Annotated in this window: 13 protein-coding genes; 2 read left to right on the forward strand and 11 right to left on the reverse strand. The window is 68.1% G+C overall.

The features are described 5' to 3' along the window. Window positions 1-4: 4 nt before the first annotated feature. From ACWHMB_RS13590 to phnD, 6 genes are all read right to left on the reverse strand, one after another. Window positions 5-1,894 carry a serine/threonine-protein kinase gene (locus tag ACWHMB_RS13590; protein WP_377478967.1) on the reverse strand — a complete coding sequence of 630 codons (1,890 nt, stop codon included), beginning with the start codon at window positions 1,892-1,894 and terminating at the stop codon, window positions 5-7. Then, the gene (gene tagF / locus ACWHMB_RS13595; RefSeq protein ID WP_377478969.1) at window positions 1,891-2,502 is read right to left on the reverse strand and encodes a type VI secretion system-associated protein TagF; all 612 of its coding nucleotides are present in this window, start codon (window positions 2,500-2,502) and stop codon (window positions 1,891-1,893) included. The genes ACWHMB_RS13590 and tagF overlap by 4 nt, the downstream gene beginning before the upstream one ends. Next, window positions 2,484-6,143, reverse strand: coding sequence for a type VI secretion system membrane subunit TssM (tssM, locus tag ACWHMB_RS13600; RefSeq protein ID WP_377478972.1), 3,660 nt, complete (start codon window positions 6,141-6,143; stop codon window positions 2,484-2,486). The genes tagF and tssM overlap by 19 nt, the downstream gene beginning before the upstream one ends. Further along, window positions 6,143-7,462 (reverse strand): DotU family type VI secretion system protein, encoded by a 1,320-nt coding sequence (locus ACWHMB_RS13605; protein ID WP_377478975.1) that lies wholly within the window; start codon window positions 7,460-7,462, stop codon window positions 6,143-6,145. The genes tssM and ACWHMB_RS13605 overlap by 1 nt, the downstream gene beginning before the upstream one ends. Window positions 7,463-7,479: 17 nt before the next feature. After that, a complete protein-coding gene (tssK, locus tag ACWHMB_RS13610; RefSeq protein WP_377478977.1) occupies window positions 7,480-8,811 on the reverse strand; it encodes a type VI secretion system baseplate subunit TssK in 1,332 nt (443 codons plus the stop codon). Window positions 8,812-9,059: 248 nt separating this feature from the next. After that, the gene (gene phnD, locus ACWHMB_RS13615) at window positions 9,060-10,313 is read right to left on the reverse strand and encodes a phosphate/phosphite/phosphonate ABC transporter substrate-binding protein (protein ID WP_447648562.1); all 1,254 of its coding nucleotides are present in this window, start codon (window positions 10,311-10,313) and stop codon (window positions 9,060-9,062) included. Between phnD and ACWHMB_RS13620 the strand changes: the two genes are divergently transcribed. Continuing rightward, window positions 10,312-12,219: an ATP-binding response regulator gene (locus tag ACWHMB_RS13620; RefSeq protein WP_377478983.1), complete on the forward strand. Its 1,908-nt coding sequence runs from the start codon at window positions 10,312-10,314 to the stop codon at window positions 12,217-12,219. The genes phnD and ACWHMB_RS13620 overlap by 2 nt on opposite strands. Window positions 12,220-12,267: 48 nt before the next feature. Here the strand turns inward: ACWHMB_RS13620 and ACWHMB_RS13625 are convergent, their stop codons facing one another. From ACWHMB_RS13625 to ACWHMB_RS13640, 4 genes are all read right to left on the reverse strand, one after another. Then, on the reverse strand, window positions 12,268-15,942 hold the full coding sequence (locus ACWHMB_RS13625; RefSeq protein WP_377478986.1) for a two-partner secretion domain-containing protein: 3,675 nt from the start codon (window positions 15,940-15,942) through the stop codon (window positions 12,268-12,270). A gap of 22 nt (window positions 15,943-15,964) precedes the next feature. Continuing rightward, complete coding sequence (locus tag ACWHMB_RS13630; RefSeq protein WP_377478988.1) at window positions 15,965-17,599, reverse strand: ShlB/FhaC/HecB family hemolysin secretion/activation protein; 1,635 nt, start codon at window positions 17,597-17,599, stop codon at window positions 15,965-15,967. Beyond that, entirely contained in the window at window positions 17,596-19,731 is a 2,136-nt protein-coding gene (locus ACWHMB_RS13635) for a CHAT domain-containing protein (protein ID WP_377478991.1), read from the reverse strand. Before ACWHMB_RS13635 ends, ACWHMB_RS13630 begins: the two co-directional genes overlap by 4 nt. Before the next feature lie 294 nt (window positions 19,732-20,025). Then, complete coding sequence (locus ACWHMB_RS13640) at window positions 20,026-20,433, reverse strand: hypothetical protein (protein ID WP_377478994.1); 408 nt, start codon at window positions 20,431-20,433, stop codon at window positions 20,026-20,028. 233 nt (window positions 20,434-20,666) lie between these two features. Here ACWHMB_RS13640 and ACWHMB_RS13645 point away from each other — a divergent pair, with 233 nt between their 5' ends. After that, complete coding sequence (locus ACWHMB_RS13645) at window positions 20,667-21,209, forward strand: DUF2799 domain-containing protein (protein WP_377478997.1); 543 nt, start codon at window positions 20,667-20,669, stop codon at window positions 21,207-21,209. Window positions 21,210-21,219: 10 nt separating this feature from the next. Here the strand turns inward: ACWHMB_RS13645 and ACWHMB_RS13650 are convergent, their stop codons facing one another. After that, window positions 21,220-22,200: a quinone oxidoreductase family protein gene (locus ACWHMB_RS13650; protein WP_377479000.1), complete on the reverse strand. Its 981-nt coding sequence runs from the start codon at window positions 22,198-22,200 to the stop codon at window positions 21,220-21,222. Window positions 22,201-22,211: the final 11 nt, after the last annotated feature.

Genomic DNA, 22,211 nt, shown 5'->3' on the forward strand with positions numbered 1-22,211 from the left:
GGTGTCATTTCTCCGTGATCTCGAAGTGCGCGACGCCGTAGACGTCATCGCAGCGAGAGGCCCCACCGGGGCAAATCGGTTGACCCAGCAAGGGCGTCGGACCGCTGCCGCGGGTGCGCTCCAGCGAAGCCAGCACCGGGGCCGGAAACTGCGCAAACACCCCGCGCGCCAACACGCCCGATTGCGTGAAGTCGCGCTCCAGGGCGCTGACCAGCACGGCAAATCGATCCACGCCTGCCGGCCCCCCGGCTTCCATCGGCCACGAGGCGCGCGGCAACTCGATCGTCTGGTTGGGTGTGAGCTGATTGCGCTTGTCGAGTGCGTTGGGAAACAGCATGTAGAGCTCGCCCTGGCTGTCCAGCAGGAAGACGTAGACATAGCCCGCCCGGTTGCTGGTGACCGAAAAGGCCAGTCGATCCTTTCCGACCACCACCTCCGCCTTGGTGGGGCGCGCTGTAACGTGCACGTCAGCGGCGGCGCCGAGAGCAAGGGCCTGCAGCGACTCCGCCGGCGTGCGCGCGGCGGGCAGTGGCGCGGGTGCGGGGGGCGTGGGAGCAGGGGCCGTGGACTGAACCGGCGTGGACGCGCTCGCTGGCTCTGCCGCAGGCGGGGCAGGAACCGCTGCGACCGCTGGGGAACCTTGGGCAACATCCGGGGCACTGGCTGCAGGCGCCGAACTCGACTGCGCCCACCACCAGGCGCCCCCGGCCACGACAAGCACCAGCACGAGACCGGCGGCCATCCATGGCACGCCAGCGCGACGCGCCGGCGCCCGCGCCACTGGGTCGGCCGGCGCCACCCGCGATGCCGCGGGAGCAGTTGCGGCCAGCACCGTGGCCGCGGCGTCAGCCGTCGTCCCGCCCAGCCCGAGCAAGGCCCGCAGTTCGGTCATGGACTGCGGCCGCGCCTCGGGCCGCACGGCCAGACCGGCATCGATCGCCGACAGCAGCGCCGGGCTATAGCGTTGCGACAGGGCCGCATCGCCAGCCAGCGGAACGTAGCCGTCGGTCATCACGCGCCCGACCGAGGGTGGCGGAACCCGTCCCGTGACCGCCAGGTGCATCACCGCAGCCAGGGCATAGACGTCGGTCCAGGCGCCCTGCTTCATGTCGGGCATTTCGGCGTACTGCTCGATCGGCGCATAGCCCGGCTTCAGAATCACGGTGATGGCCTGAGTCTTGTCGCTGATGACGCGGCGCGCGGCACCGAAATCCAGCACCACGGGGCGTTCGCTGCCGTCCAGCAGCATGATGTTGTCGGGCGCGATGTCACGGTGAAAGCAGTGGGCGGCGTGCATGACACCCAGGGCCTGGCTGACACCATCGACCACGGCCAGCAGCCAGGCTTCGTCGACGCCGCCCGGTCCCTTGGCTGCCAGCGCCTGCCGCAAGGTGCGCCCCTGGTAGCAGGGCATCACCATGTAGGTCGTGCCGCGCTCCTCCCAAAAGCGGTAGACCTTGACCAACGAAGGATGATCGAACTGTGCCAGCAAACGCGCCTCGTTGATGAACGAGCGCATGCCCAACTCGAAGGTCTCGCGCTGCCGCTCCGACAGCGGGTGAATGGTGCCGTCCGCGGATCGCGTGGCGAGCGTGGTGGGCAAGTATTCCTTCAGGGCCACCACGCGCTCCAGGGTGTGATCCCAAGCCTCGTACACCACGCCGAAGCCGCCCTGCCCCATCACTCGAGCGATCTCGAACTCGGCCACGCGGGTGCCCGGCGCCAGCGCGCCGGCGCCGACGTCGGTCGCATCGCTCATCGGTACCGGACGCAAGTCGACTGCGGCACCGGCCGACAGCACGCGCGTGGCATCGTCTGCTCCTGACGCCTCGCTGCGGGCGCCACCTCCCACCGGATCGGCCGTGATGCGGGTGAGATCGTCGGGTGGACTCATGTCACAGGCCCCACCGTGGCGGGCAGGCCCGCCAGATCGAACAGCAGATCGAAGTGCGCATCCCGCGGCCAGCCGGCGCAGGTCAGCGGCGCCGCCGTGCCGGCCGAGCTGCGCCACAGGCTGCTGCCGGGCTCGACGGCCCGGATGCCGTCGCTCGCCGGCACGCGCGGGCTCACTGCCCCGAACCGCGCCATCAACGCGTCGTCCAGGCCCTGCGGGCCGCAATCGTCCTTCAAGGCCTGAAGGGCGGCGTCGGTCGCCTCAGCCCACCAAGTCTGTGACCCGATGCCTGCCGCCATGAGTTCTGACACAGGCTGCACGATCAACAAGGGAAAATAGCGCCCCACTCGGTCGACCGACGGCATCAGCACGCCGAGCCAGGCTTCTTGCGTCAGCAGCCCGACGCCGGCTGCAAACTGCCACAACGGCGCGCCCAGATACGCCGTCTGCCACACCGCATGGCGCCGACGCAGCGCGCCCAGTTCCGTCTGCAACCACTCATCCAGGCGGGCTCTCACGGCTTCCGGGAGCCGTCGATGAGAAAAGTCCCCCGTCCCGGGCAACTTGCCCCACCACCCGGGCAGCGCGGTCAAAGGCCCTGCGGACATCTGAACTCCCTCAACTCGCGCAAGCGCACGGGGTGCTGCACGCTGTTGGCCGTGACCTCGAAGCGCGCTCTGCGACCGTCGATGGCAAAGTTGACGAAAAAGCGCTCGGGCGCGCCGCCCGGTTCGAGCTGGGACTTGTCGAACGCTCTGAACAGCGCCCACGGACCATCGAAGGTCATGCCCGAAGCGCCACCTGTTGCCGAGGGCGGACTGAGCTGAATCCGCACCTGATTGCTGCCACGTGGACCCGGCCATTGCACCGCCATGGGCACCGCGGGGCCGTGGGCATAGCGCACCAGTTGTCCGTCGACGTCCAGAATGAACTGCGTGATGCTGGCATCCATCTCGACCGGGCGAAAGTCGAGCCGAATCGAAGGGGCACGCCCACCGGCGCGAAAAAAAATGTCCCGAATGCGCGCAGCACGCTCGAACTGGATCAGCGCCGCCGGCGTGACAGCACCCCGATCGGCCACCGGCTTGTAGCGCCAAGGCCGTGTGCTGGTATCGACCAAGGGCGCCAAGCGTTTCTGGAAAAAGTCGTCCATCAGGCCGCCAGGCCCGAACATTTGCCCGAAGTCTTCGGGCAACACATCGCGCGGGCTGTTCGGATCGAACGGATAGCGCCCGGAAATGGCCCGCTCGCAAAACTCGGTCACCGGCCGCAAGTCCTGGCTCAGGTTGCCACGCTCGGCCACCCTGGCTTGGGCGGCGCCGGTCTGACTGAGGTTTTCCACCATCGAGCGTACAGGCTCGGGCAGGCGCGCAGCATCGGCGCGCAGCTTGCCGGCCACGTCGCCCGGCGGCGGCGAGTTGCGGCTCTTGAGGGCCGTGTCCACCGCATTGAGGTACACATACACCTCGTTGAAGAGCTTGAGCACGTCGTCCATCGGCGCCGGCTGGCCCGGCGCCGGCGCCGTGGCCAACTGCCGCAGCGCCGCGAAGCGGTCGTCGACGATGCTCTCGATGGGCTTGCCCGGTGCCGCCTTGGCGGTGGCCGACGAACCGCCGATCAGTTCCTCCAGGTTGCGTCGTGTGCCCCGCACGGCCTCGGCGGCACGATCCAGCGCGCCAGCCGTGGCGCCGTCCTTTTTGGGCGGGATCAGGGTCGTTTCCTTGACCACGGCGCGCAGCAGGCGATTGAGCGGCGAGTCGGCGCTGGACAGGATGCGGGCGATCTCGATGTTCTTCTCCAGTCCGCTGGCGCGCACCAAGTGCAGATCGGACAGCAAGGCCTCCCAGTGCTTGACGTATTCCTGCAGATACAAGCCCCGCACCCGGTCCGTCAGCTCGCCCAGCGCCGCAGCGCCTTGTAGTCGCGATGCGGCGCTGCCGGACTGGCCCAGCACCCAGGGCTCCTCGGCCGCCAGTTGGGGAGTGATCTGCGCGACCGCTTGCTGAAAGCGCTGGTGGTAGCCGTCGTAGGTAAACAGGCCAGGCACGCCTTCCGTCAGAGGCTTGCCGCTGGCACGTTCGAACACCAGCGGCGCCGAGGGGCCGGCCGCGTTGGCCACGCTGAAGGCCGGCACGTCGCTGCCCAGACGCAAGCGCTTGAGCCGGCTGAAGACACGCAGTTCCAGCGGATAGCTGGCCAGCAGTGCGCGCACGTCGCGCACCAGCGCCTCGTCCATCTGCAGCGGCATGCGCGGCGGGCCGTTGGCTACCAACGCGTCGAGCTGCTGCTCGAGCTGGCGCATGCGCTCTTCGGTGACCCCTTGATCGAGCAGGCGCGACCAGTCCAGCGTGACCCAGGCCTTGAGCGCCTGCGCATCGAAGTGCTGCGGCTGAAACAGCATCAGATAGGCTTTGAGCGCTTCGTAGGTGAACTCGAGGTTGTCCTTGCCGGCGCTGCGCAACTGCGCCTCGACCCGACGCGTCACCAGTGGCAACAGCACCTCGTCCAGGGCGTGGCGATGCGCGATCTCGGCCGCGGTGTCGATCTTGTCGCCCTGGTAGAGCCCCAAAGTCATCGTCACCGGGGGCTGCCCCATGCCGTTCTCGGGGGCGCGCCACACATCGCGCAACGCCTGCAGGGTGGGGCCCAGCGCAGCCATCCCCTGCCGCGGGTCCTGCACCTGCTCGGGCAAGGCCGCCAGGCGCTCGCGCATTGAAGGCACCTGGGCGTCGACCGCCGCCAGGTAGCGCGTGTTGCGCCAGGCGCTGAAGCCACCCAATCCCAGCAGCCCCAACGTGATCAACAGGGCGCCGGCCAGGGCGGCGTTGCGCCCGATGTTGCGACGGCGCTCGGCTCGCAGGTCGGTGCCGGCCAGGCGCTGCTCGGGAAACACCACCTCCTTGAGCAGGGTGGTCAGGAAGTAGCTGCGTCCACCCGAGGTCTGAGCCGGCAGGGCGGCCCGCGGCAAGGCAAAGCTGCGAGCCAGGCTGCCCATGACCCGGTCGATGGGGCTGCCCTCTTGCGTACCGCTGGTGACGTACACCCCGCGCACCCAGGGCGACTGGGCGTAACGCGAGCCGACGAAAACCTGATTGAGCACGTCTTCCAGCGCAGGGCCCAATGCCGCCAACTGCGCCGGAAAGGCAAAAATTTCCGCCCGACGAGCGGGATCGGTCTCATGCTGCAGGCGGTCGATCAGGCCGTCCGCCAGACGCTGGCCGAGCAGGCCGAACTCACGACCGAAGAAGCTGGACACCCCCTTTTCCGTCAGCTCGCCCCCTTCCTGCGGAGGCAGGGTGAAGCCCAGCACCTGCGCACGCTGGGCCTTGCCCAGGTCGTCGAAGTAGGCCATGAAGCCATGCAACAGATCGGCCTTGGTGACCAGAACGTAGACGGGCAGGCGCTCCTTCAGGCGCTCATCCAGCTCCAGCAGGCGCGCCCGCAAGGCGGCGGCGTGGGCGCTGCGCTCGGCCGCACCGTGCTGCAACAGGTCGGCCGCGCTGAGGGTCAGCACCACGCCATTGAGCGGGCGGCGCGGGCGTGTCCTCTTGAGTAGATCGAGAAACGCCTCCCAGGCCCGTTTGTCACCGCTTTGATCGCTGTCCTGCGTGGTGTAGCGCCCAGCGGTGTCGATCAGCACCGCTTCGTCGGTGAACCACCAGTCGCAGTTGCGGGTGCCACCCACGCCGGCAATCGCACCGGGCCCGTATTTTTCGGCCAACGGAAAGCTCAGACCCGAGTTGACCAGCGCCGTGGTCTTGCCCGATCCGGGCGCACCGACAAATACATACCACGGCAACTCATACAGATAGCTGCCGCCCGAAACCGACAGCCAGTCACGCCAGCCAGGTTTGCCGCCGGCGCGATGCAGGCGCATCTCGCGCAAGGTCCGCATGGCCTCGCCAAAGCGCTCACCCAGCACTTGCGATTCACCCGGCGCGGCGGGTTGCGCCGGCTTGCCAGGCGCCTCACGCGTCAACTGCTCCGTCAAGATGCGGCTGGCGCGGCGGGCGCGCACCCGGCGCCACACGTAAGGGCCGAGCACCAGCAGGGCCAGCACGCCGATCAATGCCACCCGCACCGCCACGCCGGCCAGCGGCGCGGCATCGCCGACGCGCACCACCGGCCCGATCCACCAGATCAGCAGGGCCAACGTCAGCAGGGCCAGCACCATGAGCACGGCGGGCGTCAGCAACGCGCGCAGCACCGTCGTGATGGGAGACAGCAGGGTTCGCAGCAGGGAGCCCATCACCGCGCTCCCGAGCCCGCGGCAGGAGCACCGGCGGGGTTGGTGAACAAAACGATGTCGACCCGTCGGTTCTGGGCTCGACCGTCGGCCGTGTCGTTGGATGCGACCGGCTCCGCATCGGCCCGCCCCTCGGCACGCATGCGCTGCGGCGCCACGGTCGCGGCCAGGGCCGCTTTCACGGCCTCGGCGCGGGCTGTCGACAGCTGCCAGTTCGACGGGAAGCGCAAGGAGCGGATCGGAACGTTGTCGGAGTGCCCGGTGATCAGCACCGCACCCTGCACCTCGGACAGGGCGTGGGCAATGCGCTCCAGCACCGGACGCGTGCGCGGCATGGGATCGGCGCTGCCCGAAGCGAAAAAGCTGTCACCGCGCAGGCGCACGGTGCTGCGGTCGGCTTCGTCGGTGACCGTGACCAGGCCTTCGCGGATCTCGGGTTCGAGAAAACGCGCCAGGCGCGGCGCCGCCGGCATGGCGGCCGGTGGCGGCGTGGGCACCCCGGGCGCACGCAGCGCGGCCACCGCGGCATAGGTCGAATCGGAGCGCTGGCCCAGCATCACCCGTGCACCGAACCAGGCCACGGCCAGCACCAGCAGCAGCGCCGCCGACGTCACCCACAGCGGGATGGCGTGCCGCATCGCCTGGCCAACCAAGCCTTGCCCACGCCAGTGCGGCGAGAGATCGGCCTCCAGTGGCGGGCGGTCCTTGCGGATCAACTCGGCCAGGCGCTGGCGCACGCTCTCGAGCTGGCTGCGGCCGTTGTCCAGCACCCGGTAGCGCCCCTCGAAGCCCAGCGCCAGCACGCAATAGATGAGCTCCAGCAGGGGCCGGTGCGCCGACACGTCCTGGGCAAGGCGTGCCAGCAGTTGGAAGACCTTTTCGCCACCCCAGGTTTCGTTGTGAAACTGCACCAGCAGGCTTTGCTTGTTCCAGCCCGCCTGCACGCCCCAGGGGGTGTTGGCCACGGCCTCGTCCACGGCGGTGCACAGGACGTAGCGCGCCCCCAGCACCGCCTCGGGCGCTGAACCTGCGGCCCTTGCATCGGCATCGAAGCGGCGCACGGCCTCGCCGGCGGCGATGCGCAAGGCTCTCGCGTCGGCGGGCTGGACCATGCCGCGCAGGCGCGCCGCCAGCAGGAGCAGCGGTGTCGCCGCAGCCACCAGCGGGTTGAGCGCCGCCAGATGTCCCAGGTCGGCCGGCGGGGCATCGGACGCTGCCCCATCGGCGTTGAACGGCGGCGGCGAGGCAGCATGACGCGGCTGAGGCTTGACGATGGTCCGTTCGGTCTCAAAGGCCGCGAAGGGGTCAGGTGCGTTGCTCATGACCACTCCTCATGCCGTCAGCCGCGGATGGCCCAGAACGCCAAGTCCAGACCGGGAAAATCACCCGCGATGTGCATGGCCATGCCGCCCGACTGCTCGAGCTGGCGCCACAGGTCGCTGTGGCGCGTCTCCAGCTCGAAATAGCTGGCACCGCTGTGAAACGGAATCTGCCGCGGCGCCACCGGCAGAGGCGTCAGGGTCACGCCCGGCAAATGCAGGTTGACCAGATCGCGTATGCGCTCCACTGGACCGATCTTGACCTGGGTTGGAAAGCGCGCCCGCAGTGCCTCACCGGGCATTTGCGACTGCACGGCCAGCACGAAGGTGGCGTTGCGCTGCAGCTCGACGTCGGAGATCAGGGCCACGCGCACACCGTGCTTGCGGTCGTGCAATTCGATGCGGATGGCCGACTGTTCGAGCACCATCGACAGACTGCGCCGCAAATCCTCCATCAAGGGCCGAAAGCAGGCTTGCAGGTCATCGTGCACGTAGGGCGGGAAGGACGCGGCGCGCCGGCCCTCGCGAAACGTTGCCAGATCGCCGGCCAGCGCCAGGGCGCATTCGAAAAAGTGGCTGGGATGCAGGCTGGCGCTGTTCATCAGGTGCTCGAACACGGGCTCATGCCGGTTCACCGTTTGCAGCAGCATGAAGTCCGCCACCTCTGCCACGCCGCCGGTACCGCCTTGCGTCAAGCGCCCGGCCAGCGCCTCGCCGCGCTGATGAATCAATCCCCGCAGCTCGCCCAGCCAGCCGTGCACCATGGCGTGCGCGGCGACGTCCAGCAGCGGGGGAACCTGATCGCGCGCCAGCACCAGCAGGTTGTCGGCGCGGCGCTCCTGCACCCGGGCCACGCCGAGGGTGGTCCAGGCATCGCCCGCATCCGGTGCCAGCAGCAGTCGCGCGTGCAAACGTCCGAGCTGCAGCAGGGCCGTGCGCTCGCCAGCGGTGTTGGAATCGGGAACGTCCTCTTCGAACACGCGATGGCGCACCAAAGGCTCGAAGGTCTCCACGTCGGCCTCGCGCGCACCGGGGCGGCGCAGCGGCAGCGCCAGGACGACCGCCGCATCGCGCGCCGTGGGGGGCAGCTCCAGCGGCTCGGGCAAGGGGTCGACCGCCGGCATGTCGAACACCGTGCCGTCGCCGAACACGCCCACGGCCCGCACCAGCGCCAGCTTGCCCAGCTCCAGCGCGGCGGTGTCGATCTCGAGTTCGCTGAAACCCCAGGCCCACGCCACCGTGGCGCGCATGGCCAGATGGCGAACATGATCGGCGTTGCGTTCGCTTTGCTGCAGGTGCTGGGGTTGCAGCAGCATCCCCTCGCTCCAGACCACCTTGGATCGCCAGCTCAACTCATGCTCCAGAAAGCGGCCAACCGCCAGCGGGCAGCCGTCGACAAATGCGGCACGGCGCGCCATGCGCCCTAAAAGCCAGAGCTGTCAGTTTCCCGGTGACGAGGCCCCCAGCCAATCCCCCGAATGGCCTAGCCGGTCGGGTGGAGCCAGGGAATCACAGCAAAATCCGGATCCAGCGGGCATGGATCAAGCGCGGGCAGCTATATATTTGATAGTCATTCGCCATGTCGTGGCGAGCCGCCAAGTCAATCGGCGGTCAATATCCGGACCTGGGACGCGTACTCGGCATCAATGCGCTTCAAGCGCGCCTGGCGAGCCTCTTCGTTGATCCACTGCGCTTCCAGCGCCTGTTGCCTGGCGTACTTGTGGCTGATGCTTGCGGCTGGCAGCAACGACCGGTTGTCGGCAGTGATGAAGCCCGCCAAGTCGTGCAAGGCCTTCAGCACGGCACGTTGGCCATCACCCTGGAGGCCGGGTGCACGCCCGTAGCCGGTCAGAAAATTCTGCACCGCATGCCGCAGCGCCGGGTTGAAGGTGCGCCGCATCACGATCTGGCCATGAGGAATCAGGTCCGACGACCAGATGATGCGCAGGCGAGCAGCCTCCTGAGGAAACTGAAGCGTGAAGCGCTCGAAATCGGCCGTGTTGCTGGTGGCGACGTCGGCCTCGCCGTTGGCCACCGCCAGCGCAATGCGCTGATGCGTGCCGACGATCTCGCTGGCAAAGCGCGTTTCCATCTGGATGTGGTGCGGCAGAAAAAACTCGAGCTGCGGCACGATGAAGCCCGACAGGGAGCGCTTCTCCCCTCGCGCCAGCCGCCACGAATCGGGGTCGGCCAACAAGGCCTGCAGCGTGCTGCGCGGCCCTTCGGTGCGCACCAGCAAGATGGCACGGTAACCCGGCAAACCGTCGTGACGCGTCACCTGGGCCACCACGCGCATGCCGCGCTGCGTCACCGCCTCCAGTGCCATCTCGCCCGACAAAAAGGCGATGTCCACCTCATCGCGCTCGATGGCACGAGCCAGCGCGCCATAGCTGTTGGCCGAGAACATGGTCACCGGGCGCCCCAGCGCGCGCTCCAGGTCGGCCAGCAAGGGGGCCCAGTCGTTGCGCGAATCCAGCGTGCCGCCGATGGGCAAAACGCCAAAGCGCAGTGCCGAGCGCGGCGCGTGATCGGGATCTTCCGGGACCTGCGCAGATATCGGGTCAAGCGCCAGCCAGAACGCCGACCCCGTCAGCGCCATGGCCCGCAGCCACTGCCGACGCGCGTGGAGCAGGGGCAACATTCCCTTGTCTCGAATCGCTGGTTCGGTCGACTTGCACGCAGCCATGGTTATGATTCTGCCGCAGACTGGTTCATTGCGATGCGTTTTCGGGGCGGGCGCTGTGCGCGTCGAGCGTACGCGGGCCACAGCCGATGCCGTGCAACCACGTAGGGGAGTTTCGTCGTCACGATGTGGTTGGCCATCGACCAGGTGTCGATCAGGAGACTCGGACATGACCCTTTCGGCCACTGTTCGGCGGTGGTTTTCGCACCTGTCGCTGGCGACGCAGCTGGTGCTGCTGGCGGTGCTGCCCGCGGTGCTGGCCACCATGGCGGTTTCGCTGGTGGCCACGCGGCAGTCTCTGGACAGCGTGGAGGCCATGATCCGGGCCAATGCCCAGACGACGGCCTACCAGATCGCCACAGCGGCTGAAGAGCCCGTGCGTGCGGAGGATCGGCGCGCGCTGCTCAACATCGCGCGCACAGGCATTGCCCAGTCTCAGGTGCAACAGGTACGGGTGTGGTCGGTCGACGGCGAATTGTTGGCCGAAGCCCATGAACTTGGCACGGAAGACGTACCGGGATTTCTGGTCACGGCTCCCATCCCGGGCGCGCAGGGACATCCCGGTGGGCGGGTCAGCCTGAAGGCCAGCATGAAGGAGTTGGTGGTCGCGCGCCAAAAGCGCTGGCGCGACGTGCTGGTGTCTCTGGTCGTGGCACTGCTGGCCGTACTGGCGGCGGGCGCGTGGGCGGCACGGCGCATCACCGCCCCGGTTACACGATTGGGCGAGGCCCTGGAGAAGCTGGGGACTGGCGAGTCGACCCAGGTCGATGTTACCGGTACGCCAGAAATCCAGCGCCTGCTGAAGGGCTTCAATCGGTCCGCCCGGGCGTTGGCGGGCAGTCACCTGGAGATGCAGACGCGCATCCGCGAGGCGACGGCCGAGTTGGCGCGCAAGAACCAGCAGATCGAGCGCGCCAGCCAAGCCCGCATGCGGCTGCTGGCCGCCGCCAGCCACGACCTGCGCCAGCCGCTGCACGCGCTCACGCTGCTGTCCGAGGGCTTGGTCAGTGGTGAAACCGATCCCGTGCGGCTGCAGCGCATCGGCCACGTGCGCGAATGCGTGACCTCGCTCGATCAGTTGTTCTCGGAGCTGCTGAACCTGTCACAACTGGACGCTGGCGTGCTGCGACCCAACTGGAAGCGCTTTGCGCTGGACCAGGTCTTTACGAACGTCAGCCGCGACTTTCGCCCTGTGGCCGAGGAACGTGGGCTGCGCCTGGTGGTGCGTCCGACCGGGTTGTGGGTGCACTCGGACTTCACCATGCTCTCGCGCATCCTGGGCAACCTGGTCTCCAATGCCCTGCGCCATACGGTGACCGGCGGCATCCTGGTGGCCGCCCGCACGCGCGGCAGCGCGGTGCAGATCGACGTCATCGACACCGGAGTCGGCATACCGGCCGAACTCCGGGAGCGGGTCTTCGAAGAGTTCTACCAGGCCGACAACCTGCCCCAAGCCGCGCATCGGGGTGAATCGCGCGGCTTGGGGCTGGGCCTGGCGACCGTTCGGCGCCTGGCCCACCTGCTGCGCACGCGCATCGAATTGAAGTCGGTGGTCGGCCGTGGAACCTGCATGCGCCTGCGCCTGAAAACCTGCCCTCCCGAGTCGCCGGCCCAGGCGGCCGTGGTGGTGAACTCGGAGCCCCGTGGGGCGGGACTCGCCGGACTGACCATCCTGGTCATCGACGACGAGCCCGCTATCCTGGAGGGACTTCATCTGGGCCTGAGCGGCTGGGGTTGCCACGTGCTGATGGCACGGTCACGCGCTGAAGCACTGGCGCACATGGACGCGTTGCCGGGCCCGCCCGAGGTGATCATCTGCGACCTGCTGTTGGCGGACGGCGACAACGGCCTGCTGGTACTGGCAGCATTGGCTGCTCACCCAAGCAGCAGGGGCGTTCAGCCCGCTCGTGTGCTCGTCACCGGAGAAACGCAACCGCGGCGCCTGCTCGACGTTGCAGCCAGCGGGGTGCCCGTTCTTTACAAGCCGGTCGCGCTGGCCACCCTGCACCACTCCATCGTGGAGCAGTTGCAGAACCGCGCCACCGTGGCCGGCAAGGCCAGCGACCACCCCGTCTGACGCAGCGATGGCAGGCGAACGACTGACGGCGGCGTTCGGTTGCCGCGATCAGAAGTCGCCGCAATCGTTGCGCCGATCCGTTGTCACGCAACTGTTCAGGCGAGGGCGAATCCGCACGCGGGCCCATTCGCGCTCCAGCACCTCGTTGCTCGCCTCCTCGTGCAGGCCATCCAGCGGTTCACTCGCCAGACAGATGGGCGCGCCAGCCAGGTTCTGGTCGAACGTGGCGCTGTCGCGCGGCAGGCTGAGGGAGGGGAGCGACGGCACGACATTGCCGCCAGGCCCGGGGCCTGGACTCGGGCCAGGGCCAGGCCCCGGCCCCGGGTTTGGACTTGGCCCCGGTCCCGGCCCAGGCCCTGGTCCCGGTCCCGGCCCTGGTCCCGGAGGCGGTGGCGCGCTGCCTACACTGAGCGTCCCCGGCACGACCGTTACGACGTAGCCGATGTCTGAGCTGTACGTGCCCGATATCGGATAGGAGCCCGCCGGACTCGCCTCGGTCGCCGATGTGCTGACGCTGCCGTGAATCGTTTCCGGACTGTCGCCCGGACGCAGGCCGGTGACCGAAACCATGAACGGCGGGTTGGGCTGGCCGACGGGGCGGCTGGCGTCGCCAATGTGGACGGTGGCGGTCGGGCGCTGGACGTAGATGAAATGGTTCTCGTCCGGCGAAATCGTGACGCCACAGCTGCCGCCATACGTGCAACCGTACAGGTTGGGCCGCAAGCCCGACCCGGCGACGCCCCCACGCGACTCACCCACCCAGGTATTGGCCCACACGCGCCAAGGCGCCCCGTCGATACGGCCGGCGCCCGGGTTCTGGAAGCGGCTGGCCGCCACCAGGTCGGCACCGCTGTTGCTGCTCAACGGCAGGGCCACGGTCAAGTCTTGGTCGAGGGTCTGCACCAGCACACGATCGGCTCCGAGCGTGTTGGCGCTGAGCGCTTGCGGAACGTTGACGCTGCCGAGCGCACCGGTCACCGCCACGGGCGCCAGCATCAAGGCATCGCGATCGACCCAGGCAAAGCGGGCGCCAGCCGACCCGCTCAATGCCATGGCATTGTTGTCGGCATGGGTCAAGTCGACGTCGCCGCCGGTGGACCGGGCCAGGACACTGCCTGCGGTGATGCCCCCGGCCGCGCTCTGCGCAACGGTGCCCGTACTGACCAGTCCGAGTTGCGGGGCCTGCAGGGGTGCGTTGATCTGGATGCCGGCACTGCCTGCGCCGCCGTTCTGCAGTGTCAACGCATCGTAGGAGGTCAGGGCACCATTGACAGCAATGGCACCGCTGTGTTCGTTGCTGCCGACGACGATGGTCCCGCCAGACAAACGCGAAAATTCATCGGCCGACAGAGCGAAGCCCTGCCCGCTCGGGCTGCCCAAATCAACGGGGTCGGCGGTGCGGTCCACGGCGGCGCCGCTGGCCTGGACTTCGCCCGGGCGAAGATTGAGCATCTGCCCCGCTTGGATCGTCACGTCGGGGCCGATCACCACGGCATCGGTGGTCCCGTTGTTGCCCGCCCGCACCGTGGCATGGCGGCCGGCCGACAACGGGGCTTTTTCGGTCAGCAACAGGCCTGGCGCGCCCTGCGTGGCCGAACCGACCAGGTCGAGATCGCGCCCTGCCGCAATGATGTTTGGCGCGCCGTCCCCATCGCCCAGAAAAACCCCTGCCCCCTGAACGTTGGGAATGCTGTCATTCAATCGCCCGTGGATGGCAATGTCACCACCCGTACTGCGAACACTGGAGGCCGCCATGTAGACGCCGCTCCCCGTCGGGACGGGACGACGTTGGGGAAGCACCGTGCCACCGATGCCTTGCACCAGAATCGGCCCGGTGGTGCTGTCGACCGTGGTGCCGCTGCGCAAGGCCACGCCGTCGTTGTTGGTGCTGCTGCCGATCAACGCAATCGATCCTCGCCCGCTCGACAGGTTCGAGTAGTCGAGTTGCAAGCCGGCGTAATCCGACAATCCGTTCGCCACCGGCGTCGTGGTGCGGCCTTCCAAATCGATGTTGCCATCGCCTCGGCCCGGGGTCGCGCGCGCTTGGCTGTCCAGCGTGGCACCCGCCAGGTGCACACCCGCATCACCCGGGCCCGTGGCCGACCAGTTGCCGTGCATGCGGATGTTGCCGCCGTTGCTCAGAATCGAGCCGTCGAAACTGACTTGCCCCCCGCCGACCGCAGGGCCGTTGTTGTCGGCATCGGCGTTGAGAAACACGTTCAGCGCGCCGGCGCCGGGGCTGGACTCGATCGTGACGTTGCTTGTCTCCGTACGAATGCTCCGGTATGCATCGACTTGAAAGTTGACGGGCGCGCCGGTAGCACCGCGTGCGATGGCCACCCCATCATGAAACATTACATCGCCGGTGGTTGGCGATCCACCGGCGGGCGTGGCGACGGTGACGCTGGTGCCGGTATCCAGGGCGGTGTTCACCGTGCTGTCGTAAAGCGTATTCGCAGACGGTGACGGAGGCGGGCTGCCATGCACGATGTCCACATCCTGCGGATCGAGGACCCAGGTACCAGCCGTGCCGCTGGTCGTCGAGGCATCGACGGCAAAGCGGTCGGTGATGTAGAACGAGCTGCCTGAAGTTTCGATCTGCCCGCCGCCCGAATGGCCGCGCGCACTGAGCGGGCCGTCGAGCGTCAGGTCATTGCCGGCCTGCACCTGGATCTGGCCACCGCGCCCGCCACCCGGGCCGGAATCGGCGGCGATCTGGCCCGTCAGCGCCACATCGGTGCCTCGAACGGCCACCTTGCCACCGTTGGCCGACCCCGCGCCACCGACGTCCAGCGCGCCGCTGCGCACCTGCACGCCACCGGTGCCGGCGTCCAGAACGATCTCGCCACCTCGGGCCTGAATGTGCCCTGCGGCTGGGACATCGGATCCGTCGCTGTAGATGCCGTTGACGATGAGTCCCCAGGTCTCCTGCGTCAGCAACAGAACGCGCCCGCCGTCGGCCTGAATGTCGCCGACGTTTGTAACCCTGCCGGCCAGTCTTCCTTCCAGCGCTCCAGCATCCACGCGCAAGGTGGTCAAACCGTCGCCAACGGGATCGAGCGTGACCTGCGAACCGGCGGCCAAGGCCACGCTCCCACCCGGAGCTCGAATTTCGCCTTCGTTGGACACCGAATTGCCAATCAGGACGACGATACCGCCCCTGCCGCCGTTGCCATTGGCCGTGATGGACGCCCCGGGATCAACCGTGACCGTGCCTGAGTTTGGCCCCGGATTGGCGAATTTCATGGCGCCGCCAGCGAGGAAAGCGTTGTTTCGCTCCGCTTCGGTCGCCCCGGCCAAATCGAGCGTGGAGGCGACGATGCCGCCCACGTTGACCCGCGCGCCCTGGCCGAACAGGATGCCATTCGGATTGATGAGATAGACGCGGCCATTGGCGTTGAGCGTGCCGTTGATGCTTGAACTGGATTCACCCGTGACCCGATTGAGCAGCACGGCACTCGCATTGGGCTGCTGCACGTTGACCGTGGCGTCCGAACCGATCGAGAAGCTGTTCCAGTTGGCGATGCCCCGTTGCACCGTCTGGTTGACGGTCATGACATTGCCGGCGACGCTGCTCGTAACGCCCCCTGTCGGCGTCGACAGGCCGCTCGGCAGCACCTGCGCCAGGCCGGGAAGCGCATAGCCGCAAGCCAGCATGGCCAAGGCCAGCGGATGAAGACGCAAGGCGCGTTGTGGTCGGGCCGAGGACGGGGACGTCATCATGGGACTCCGTAGGGCGCCTGCTTCAAAAAGCCTTCTGCGCTTGAATGAAAAAGCGCGGGTTGCGGCCACCGCCATCGGCCAGTCCGCGTCGGGTGCCGGTGCGCCAGGCCAGCGTGGCGTTGACGCTGAAGTCGCCGGGCTTGCCCCAGGACAGACCCAAGCCCGCTCCGCGCAGGCTGATGGCGTTGTCGGCAATCACCAAGGGATGCTTGGCCTGTCGGCCATGGGCGGCGTCGAAGAACAGGTAGGGCGTGAATTCGTCCGTGGCCGACCAGCGCCATTCGATGGTCTGGATCCAGCCCTGGTCGACCAACGCCTCGCTGGCCGCATAGGCGCGCACGGCACGCGCACCACCCAGGGCGAGTTTTTCGGAGGCGTCCAGGTTCTTGCTGGCCCACTGCCCACCGATCGAGTAGTACAGCGTGTGGCGCGGCGCGATGGACTGCAGGCGCGAGAACTGGAACACAAGCCGCGAAAAACCACCGGCAGTGTGCAGCCCGCCCGCGCCTTGATCGACCGCCTCGGCGCCCGCGTCCTGAATGCTCAAATGGCCGCTGTAGAGCGTGCCGCTGCTCGCGAAGTAGCCGCCGCCCCACCAGTTGTCGCGCCGGTCCCAGGCCCAACCCAATCCCACGTCGTTGACCCGCTTGCCCAGGCTGACGCCGACGGCACGGTAGTCGTCCTTCAGGTGCTTGGACTCGAGCACCAGGCGTGCCATCAAATTCTGGTTGCGCTGGCGGATGACGGGGTAGTTGAGCGAGGCATCCACGATGTCGGCCTGACCGTGGGCGTCCAGCGGCCCGAAGGCGCCGCCGATTTCGTACTGCACCCGCGCCACGCCCAGGCCCAGGCGCAGGCCACTGCCGCCCAGCGGCAACTCATAGCCCAGCCGGCCGAAGGTCAAGCCGCGGTCGGACACCATCAGCCGCGCATCCAGGTTGTCGCCCACGCCGGCTGGGCTGTTCCAGCGTGCCGTGCCGCCCAGGCGCCAGCGCCCGGTCTCGAGCGTGCCGTGGTTGTCGGCCTCGGCCACGAAGCTCCAGCGGCGTGCCGCCACCACCTCGACCGCCAGATCCACCGTGCCGGTCGTCACGCCCTGCTGCAGGCCCGAGGTGACCTTGATGCCAGGCTGGTCGGACAACAGCAGCATGGCGCGTTCGTAGGCAGCCGCATTGACGGCCTCCCCCACCGGAACGGCGGCCAGAAAGGCACGGACGCGCTCGGCCGTGATGGGTGCGTCGGGCGCCACGGTAACGTTCACCTGACCCAGCCGGCCCTCGATGACGCTGATCTCGACCACGCCATCCTTGACCTGCTGCACCGGAATGATGGCCTGCGCCAGAAAGTAGCCGTGTTCGCGGTACTGCGTGGTGATGGCCTGAGCCAGCGCCTGCAGTTCGGCCAAGTTCACCTCGCGTCCCAGATAGGGCGCGGCCAACTGGTGCAGTTCCTGCTCGTCCATCGCCGTGACGCCCTTGAGACGAACGTCGTTCAGACGAAACGTCGTCTCGGCCGGCGCCGCCGTGCTCGGCAGGCTCTGGCTGGCTGGCGCCTGAGCCAGCGCCGGCTGCGCAAGGCCAAACGCGGTGACCAGCGCGGCCACCAGACGAGCGGACACCACCGCGCTTGCGGACAACGGCGCAGGACGAATGCTCATGACTCATCCCTCACAGTGAGGCGCCAGTCGCCAATCAGGTTGAACGGTGCCCAGAAGAACGGATGGGCCAACTTGGGTTGCCGCAGCACGGCGATCTGCGCGGCCTGCATGGCGCGCTGCACGTCCTGCCCCTTGGCCAGGGCGCCGTACAGGGTGCTCATCAACAGCTCCGTGGCATCGTCCGACACCGGCCAGAGCGAGGCGATCAGCGAGCCGCTGCCGGCCGACAGGAAGGCGCGCGGAAAGCCCAGCACCTCGTCCCCGCTGGCCACGCGCCCCAGGCCGGATTCGCAGGCCGACAGCGTCACGAGCGCGGTGTCGGGCAACTTCATGTCAAGCACTTCCCGTGCTTCGAGAAAACTGTGCTGTCCGCCCTCGTTGGCCAGCAGGATGCGCGAGTACAACGGATCGACCTCATCGGCCTCGGCGTGCGCCGCCACATGCACCAGCGGCGCGCGACGAACGGCCTCACGAAACTGCGTCTTGGTGGCTTGAACTCCCGTGTAGACGCGGCTGTCCGGGAACAGGCGTGCCAGCCGGTCGACCTCGGCATCGGCACCTGGCAGGTCGTACTTGTCGGCAATGCGCGGGTTGCCAAACGCCGTCAAGGCCTTGGGAATCACGGCCGGGCGCCGTGCCAGTCGCACCGCCACGCTGGCCGACGGCTCGACGGCGATCGGGTGACGCTCGATCAGATAGGCGCCGTCGACGCGCAGCGCCTGGAACGGCAGGTAGTGCAGCGGCCCATGCGGCACGATGATGAGCCGCTGACCATTGGCCAGGCCCAGCGGAGCGATCAGGGCCTGACCCAGCTTGTCGGCATCGACGATGGCGTTGCGCCGCCCGCGCACCACGGCATTTCGAAACACCTCGACCAGCTCGGTCAGTTCGTCGCGCGACACCGGATAGCTGCGGCTTTCGAGTGAATCGGGCCCGATCACCCACACCTGCAGCGCGTCCTTCAGTGCGTGAAATTCGACCACCCGCTCGTCCGCGCGCAAGGCCGCCTGCAGCTGATCCAGGCGCACGGTGCTGCCGGCGTCCGACCCCAGCGGCGCCCGCCCACGCACGGCGTCCAGCAGGGCGCGCGCACGGCTGCGCTCGCTGACGTCGAAAGCCCCGCGCGCATCGCCCGCCGCCAAGTGCAGCGCGATGGCGCGGTCGAACACGGACTGCAAGTCGGAGAACAGGCCGATCTTGAACTCCTCGCTGCGAAATCGGCTGCGCGCCTGGTCGACGCCGTCGAGCGCGTGCTGGATCGCCACCAGCGCCCCGGCCTGATCTCCTTCGGCCTGCGCGCTTTGCGCCACGCCGTCCCAGGCCCAGAGTTGAAAGTAGTTGCTGTCGACGCCGTAGGACTTGCCGGTCAGCGCCTGAAAGCTGGCCCGCGCAAGGGCGGGCTTGTGCTCGGCCAGCAGCAGGCGCGCCTGCGAGCGGTCGATCTGCGCGCGCAAGGCGCCGTCCTTGGGCGGCGCGATCTCGGCCAGCAGCTGGCGGGCGCGCTCGGTCTGTCCGTCGTCGATCAGGGCGTTGGCCAGCGAGGCGCGCACCAAGGGTGCATAGCGCTCCGAACTGTTGCTGAGCGCATCTTGATAGCTGAGGATGGCGCCCGTGACGTCGCCGCGCCGCAGACGCACGTCACCAATGATCTTGTTGGCCGGGCCAGCCACCGCCTGAGGGTTCTTGGCCGTGAAGCTGAGCGCCTGGCGCGCAAAGTCAATGGCCTTGTCGTACTGGCCAGAGTAGCTGTAGACGATGGCCAGGTCACGCCGCGCCAGCGCCTGCAGGTTGTCGTCGTGCTGAACGTCCGCCAGGTGCAGCGCCTTGCTGGCGGCTCGAATGCTCAGGCGAAACTCGCCGGCCTCGGCCAAGGCCACGGCCTGACTGCAGTATTGCAGGGCGTCCAACTTGACGTCGTCCTGCGCGTACAGGGCCGCGCCATCGGCCGTCAGCGCCAGCAAGGTGTCGGTGTCGGCCAAGCGAGCCTCGGATTGGCGCGTGGCCGCCGCTTCCGCGTCGGGCGCCTGCGCATCGGCTTGTGCCCAAGCCGCACCCGCCGACAGCATGACGGCCAGCGCCATCGCGGCAAGATCGGCCCAAAGGCGTCGGTTCGGCCGGCTGATGATGTTCATGCGCCCTGCCTCGCTTCCTTCAACGTGAAACTTCCAGCCTTGCAGTCTAGGAGCCGACCTCGCACTCACCAATGCACAAAACGGCCTAACCCGAATGGACGGGTGGCAGGGTCATCATCTCGCCCGAATCACCCCACCCCGGAAGTCATGACACTCTTTGCCGCCCTGCCGCTGACCACGCGCCCACGGTCATCGCGCCGGACGGATATCCCAAGGTGCGCGTTTTGCTCGGGTTGCAAGGCGCAAGCATTGCCCACTTCGCGCTGCCGGCGGGGCCGGCGGGGCCGGCGGACATCATTTGGCGCGATGCGGGTTGCGACTGGAGGCATGCCAGAGATAGATCGTGACCGGCAGTGACGTGGCGATCACCTCCCCGTCGGCCGCCAGCAATTCGGCCTTGAGCACGTGCGTGCCGCGATCCAGCCCACGCAGCGCGATCATGCTGCCACCGCCTGACGGCTGCGCGTGACCATCGACGCTCAGGCGCACGCGGCTGTCCGGCGTGGCATCGCTCACCTGCACGCTCACCATCACCTCGCCGAGGTTGCTGTGAATGGTCTGCTCGTTCGTCGGCTGCGTGATGGCAATCTCGGCTGCCTGCGCCCACGCCCCGGCACCCAGGGCCAGCGCGGTGGCCAACGCAAGCGCGCACACCCGAGCCGATCGACCGACGTTCCAGCAACGGTGACTTCGAATGGACATGGTTCATCTCCTTCACCCGGGTTGGATCGCCACGCGGTGTTGAAATTTCAAGTGCCCCCGGCTATTCCAAGCCCGCGCAGGACGACGCCAACTGCCGGCGAATCACCCCTCGTACGGCCGATTGCCCGGGCTTGCGCCTTCATCGATACTCTTCGCTCAGGCCGCCAAGCATCCATTCTGTCCTCATGCCCACACCCGCGCTCACCCGCCAAGCCCGTCAGGACCGACCCCCCGTGCTGCGACGCGCCGGCTCGATGGTGATGGGTTTGGTGCTGGCCACGCTGGGCGGCTGCGCCGCCATGTCGGCCGATGAATGCCGCACGGCCGACTGGCGCGAGCAGGGCATACGCGATGCGCTGGCCGGTTATGAGCGCACGCGCCTGCAGGATGTACGCAAGGCTTGCGCCGAGGCGGGGGTGATGCCGGACGAGACCCAGTACTGGCAGGGCTGGCAACGCGGCATCGCCCAGTTCTGCACGCCGGCCAACGGCCTGAGCTGGGGCCGCCAGGGCGGCCGCTACGCCAACTCGTGCCCGCCCGAGCTGGAGCAAGGCTTCTTGCCGCGCTACCAATTGGGCTACCGCGCTTGGCAGGCCGAGCAGGACGTGAACCGCCTGCGCAACGAGCAGACCAGCAAGGAGCGCGATCTGAGCAAGGCTAAGGATGACGGCGAGCGCCGGCGGCTGCGCCGTGACCTGAGCGACCTGGACTGGCGCCTGCGCAGCGCGCGCGACACCCTGGATCGGGCCGAATGGGCGGTACGCCAGTCGATGTGAATGACCCCGATCACAAGGTCAGGATGCTGCAGCCCGTGGTCTGGCGCGCTTCCAGCGCCCGGTGCGCGGCCTGCACGTCGGTCAGTGCAAAGCGCTGGTCGATGTGAATCTTGACCTGGCCGCCCCCGACCGCCTGGAACAAATCGTCGGCCATGGCCTGGCAGCGCTCGCGCGTGGCGATGTGGGCAAACAGCGTGGCGCGCGTGACGTACAGGCACTTGGGCGCCAGGATGGCTGGGGCGAACGGCGGCACCGGGCCGCTGGCGTTGCCGAAGGTCACCATCAGGCCGAAGGGGCGCAGGCACTGCAGCGAGCCCTCCCAGGTGTCCTTGCCCACCGAGTCGTAAACCACCTTGACGCCCGCGCCGCCGGTGATGTCGCGCACCCGCTCGGCAAAATTTTCAGCTCTGTAATTGATAGCGTGTTGCGCACCATTGGCAAGGGCCAGAGCGCATTTTTGCTCTGAACCGGCGGTGGCGATCAGGCGATAACCCAGCGCCTTGGCCCATTGACAGGCGATCAGGCCCACGCCGCCGGCCGCGGCGTGCCACAGCACGAAGTCGCCCGGCTGCAGGCCCTCGGCCGGCAGCGTGCGGCGCAGCAGGTACTGCACGGTCAGGCCCTTGAGCATCATGGCGGCGCCGGTGTCGAAGTCGATCGCATCGGGCAGCCTGCACACGGCCAAGGCGGGCAGCACCCGCACCTCGCTGTAGCTGCCGGGCGGGTTGCTGGCGTAGGCGGCGCGGTCGCCGGCTTTCAGGTGCGTGACGCCCGCGCCCACGGCCTCGATCACGCCGGCGCCCTCCATGCCCAGCGTGAGGGGCGTGGGCAGGGTGTACACGCCGCTGCGCTGATAGACGTCGATGTAGTTCAGGCCGATGGCCCGGTGCCGGATGCGCACCTCGCCCGGGCCGGGTTCGCCCACGGCGACGTCGACCAGCTTCATTTCTTCGATGCCGCCCTGGCGGGCGATCTGGACTGCAAGGGACATGGGGACTTTCT

This window comes from Ottowia pentelensis, from assembly GCF_964341695.1.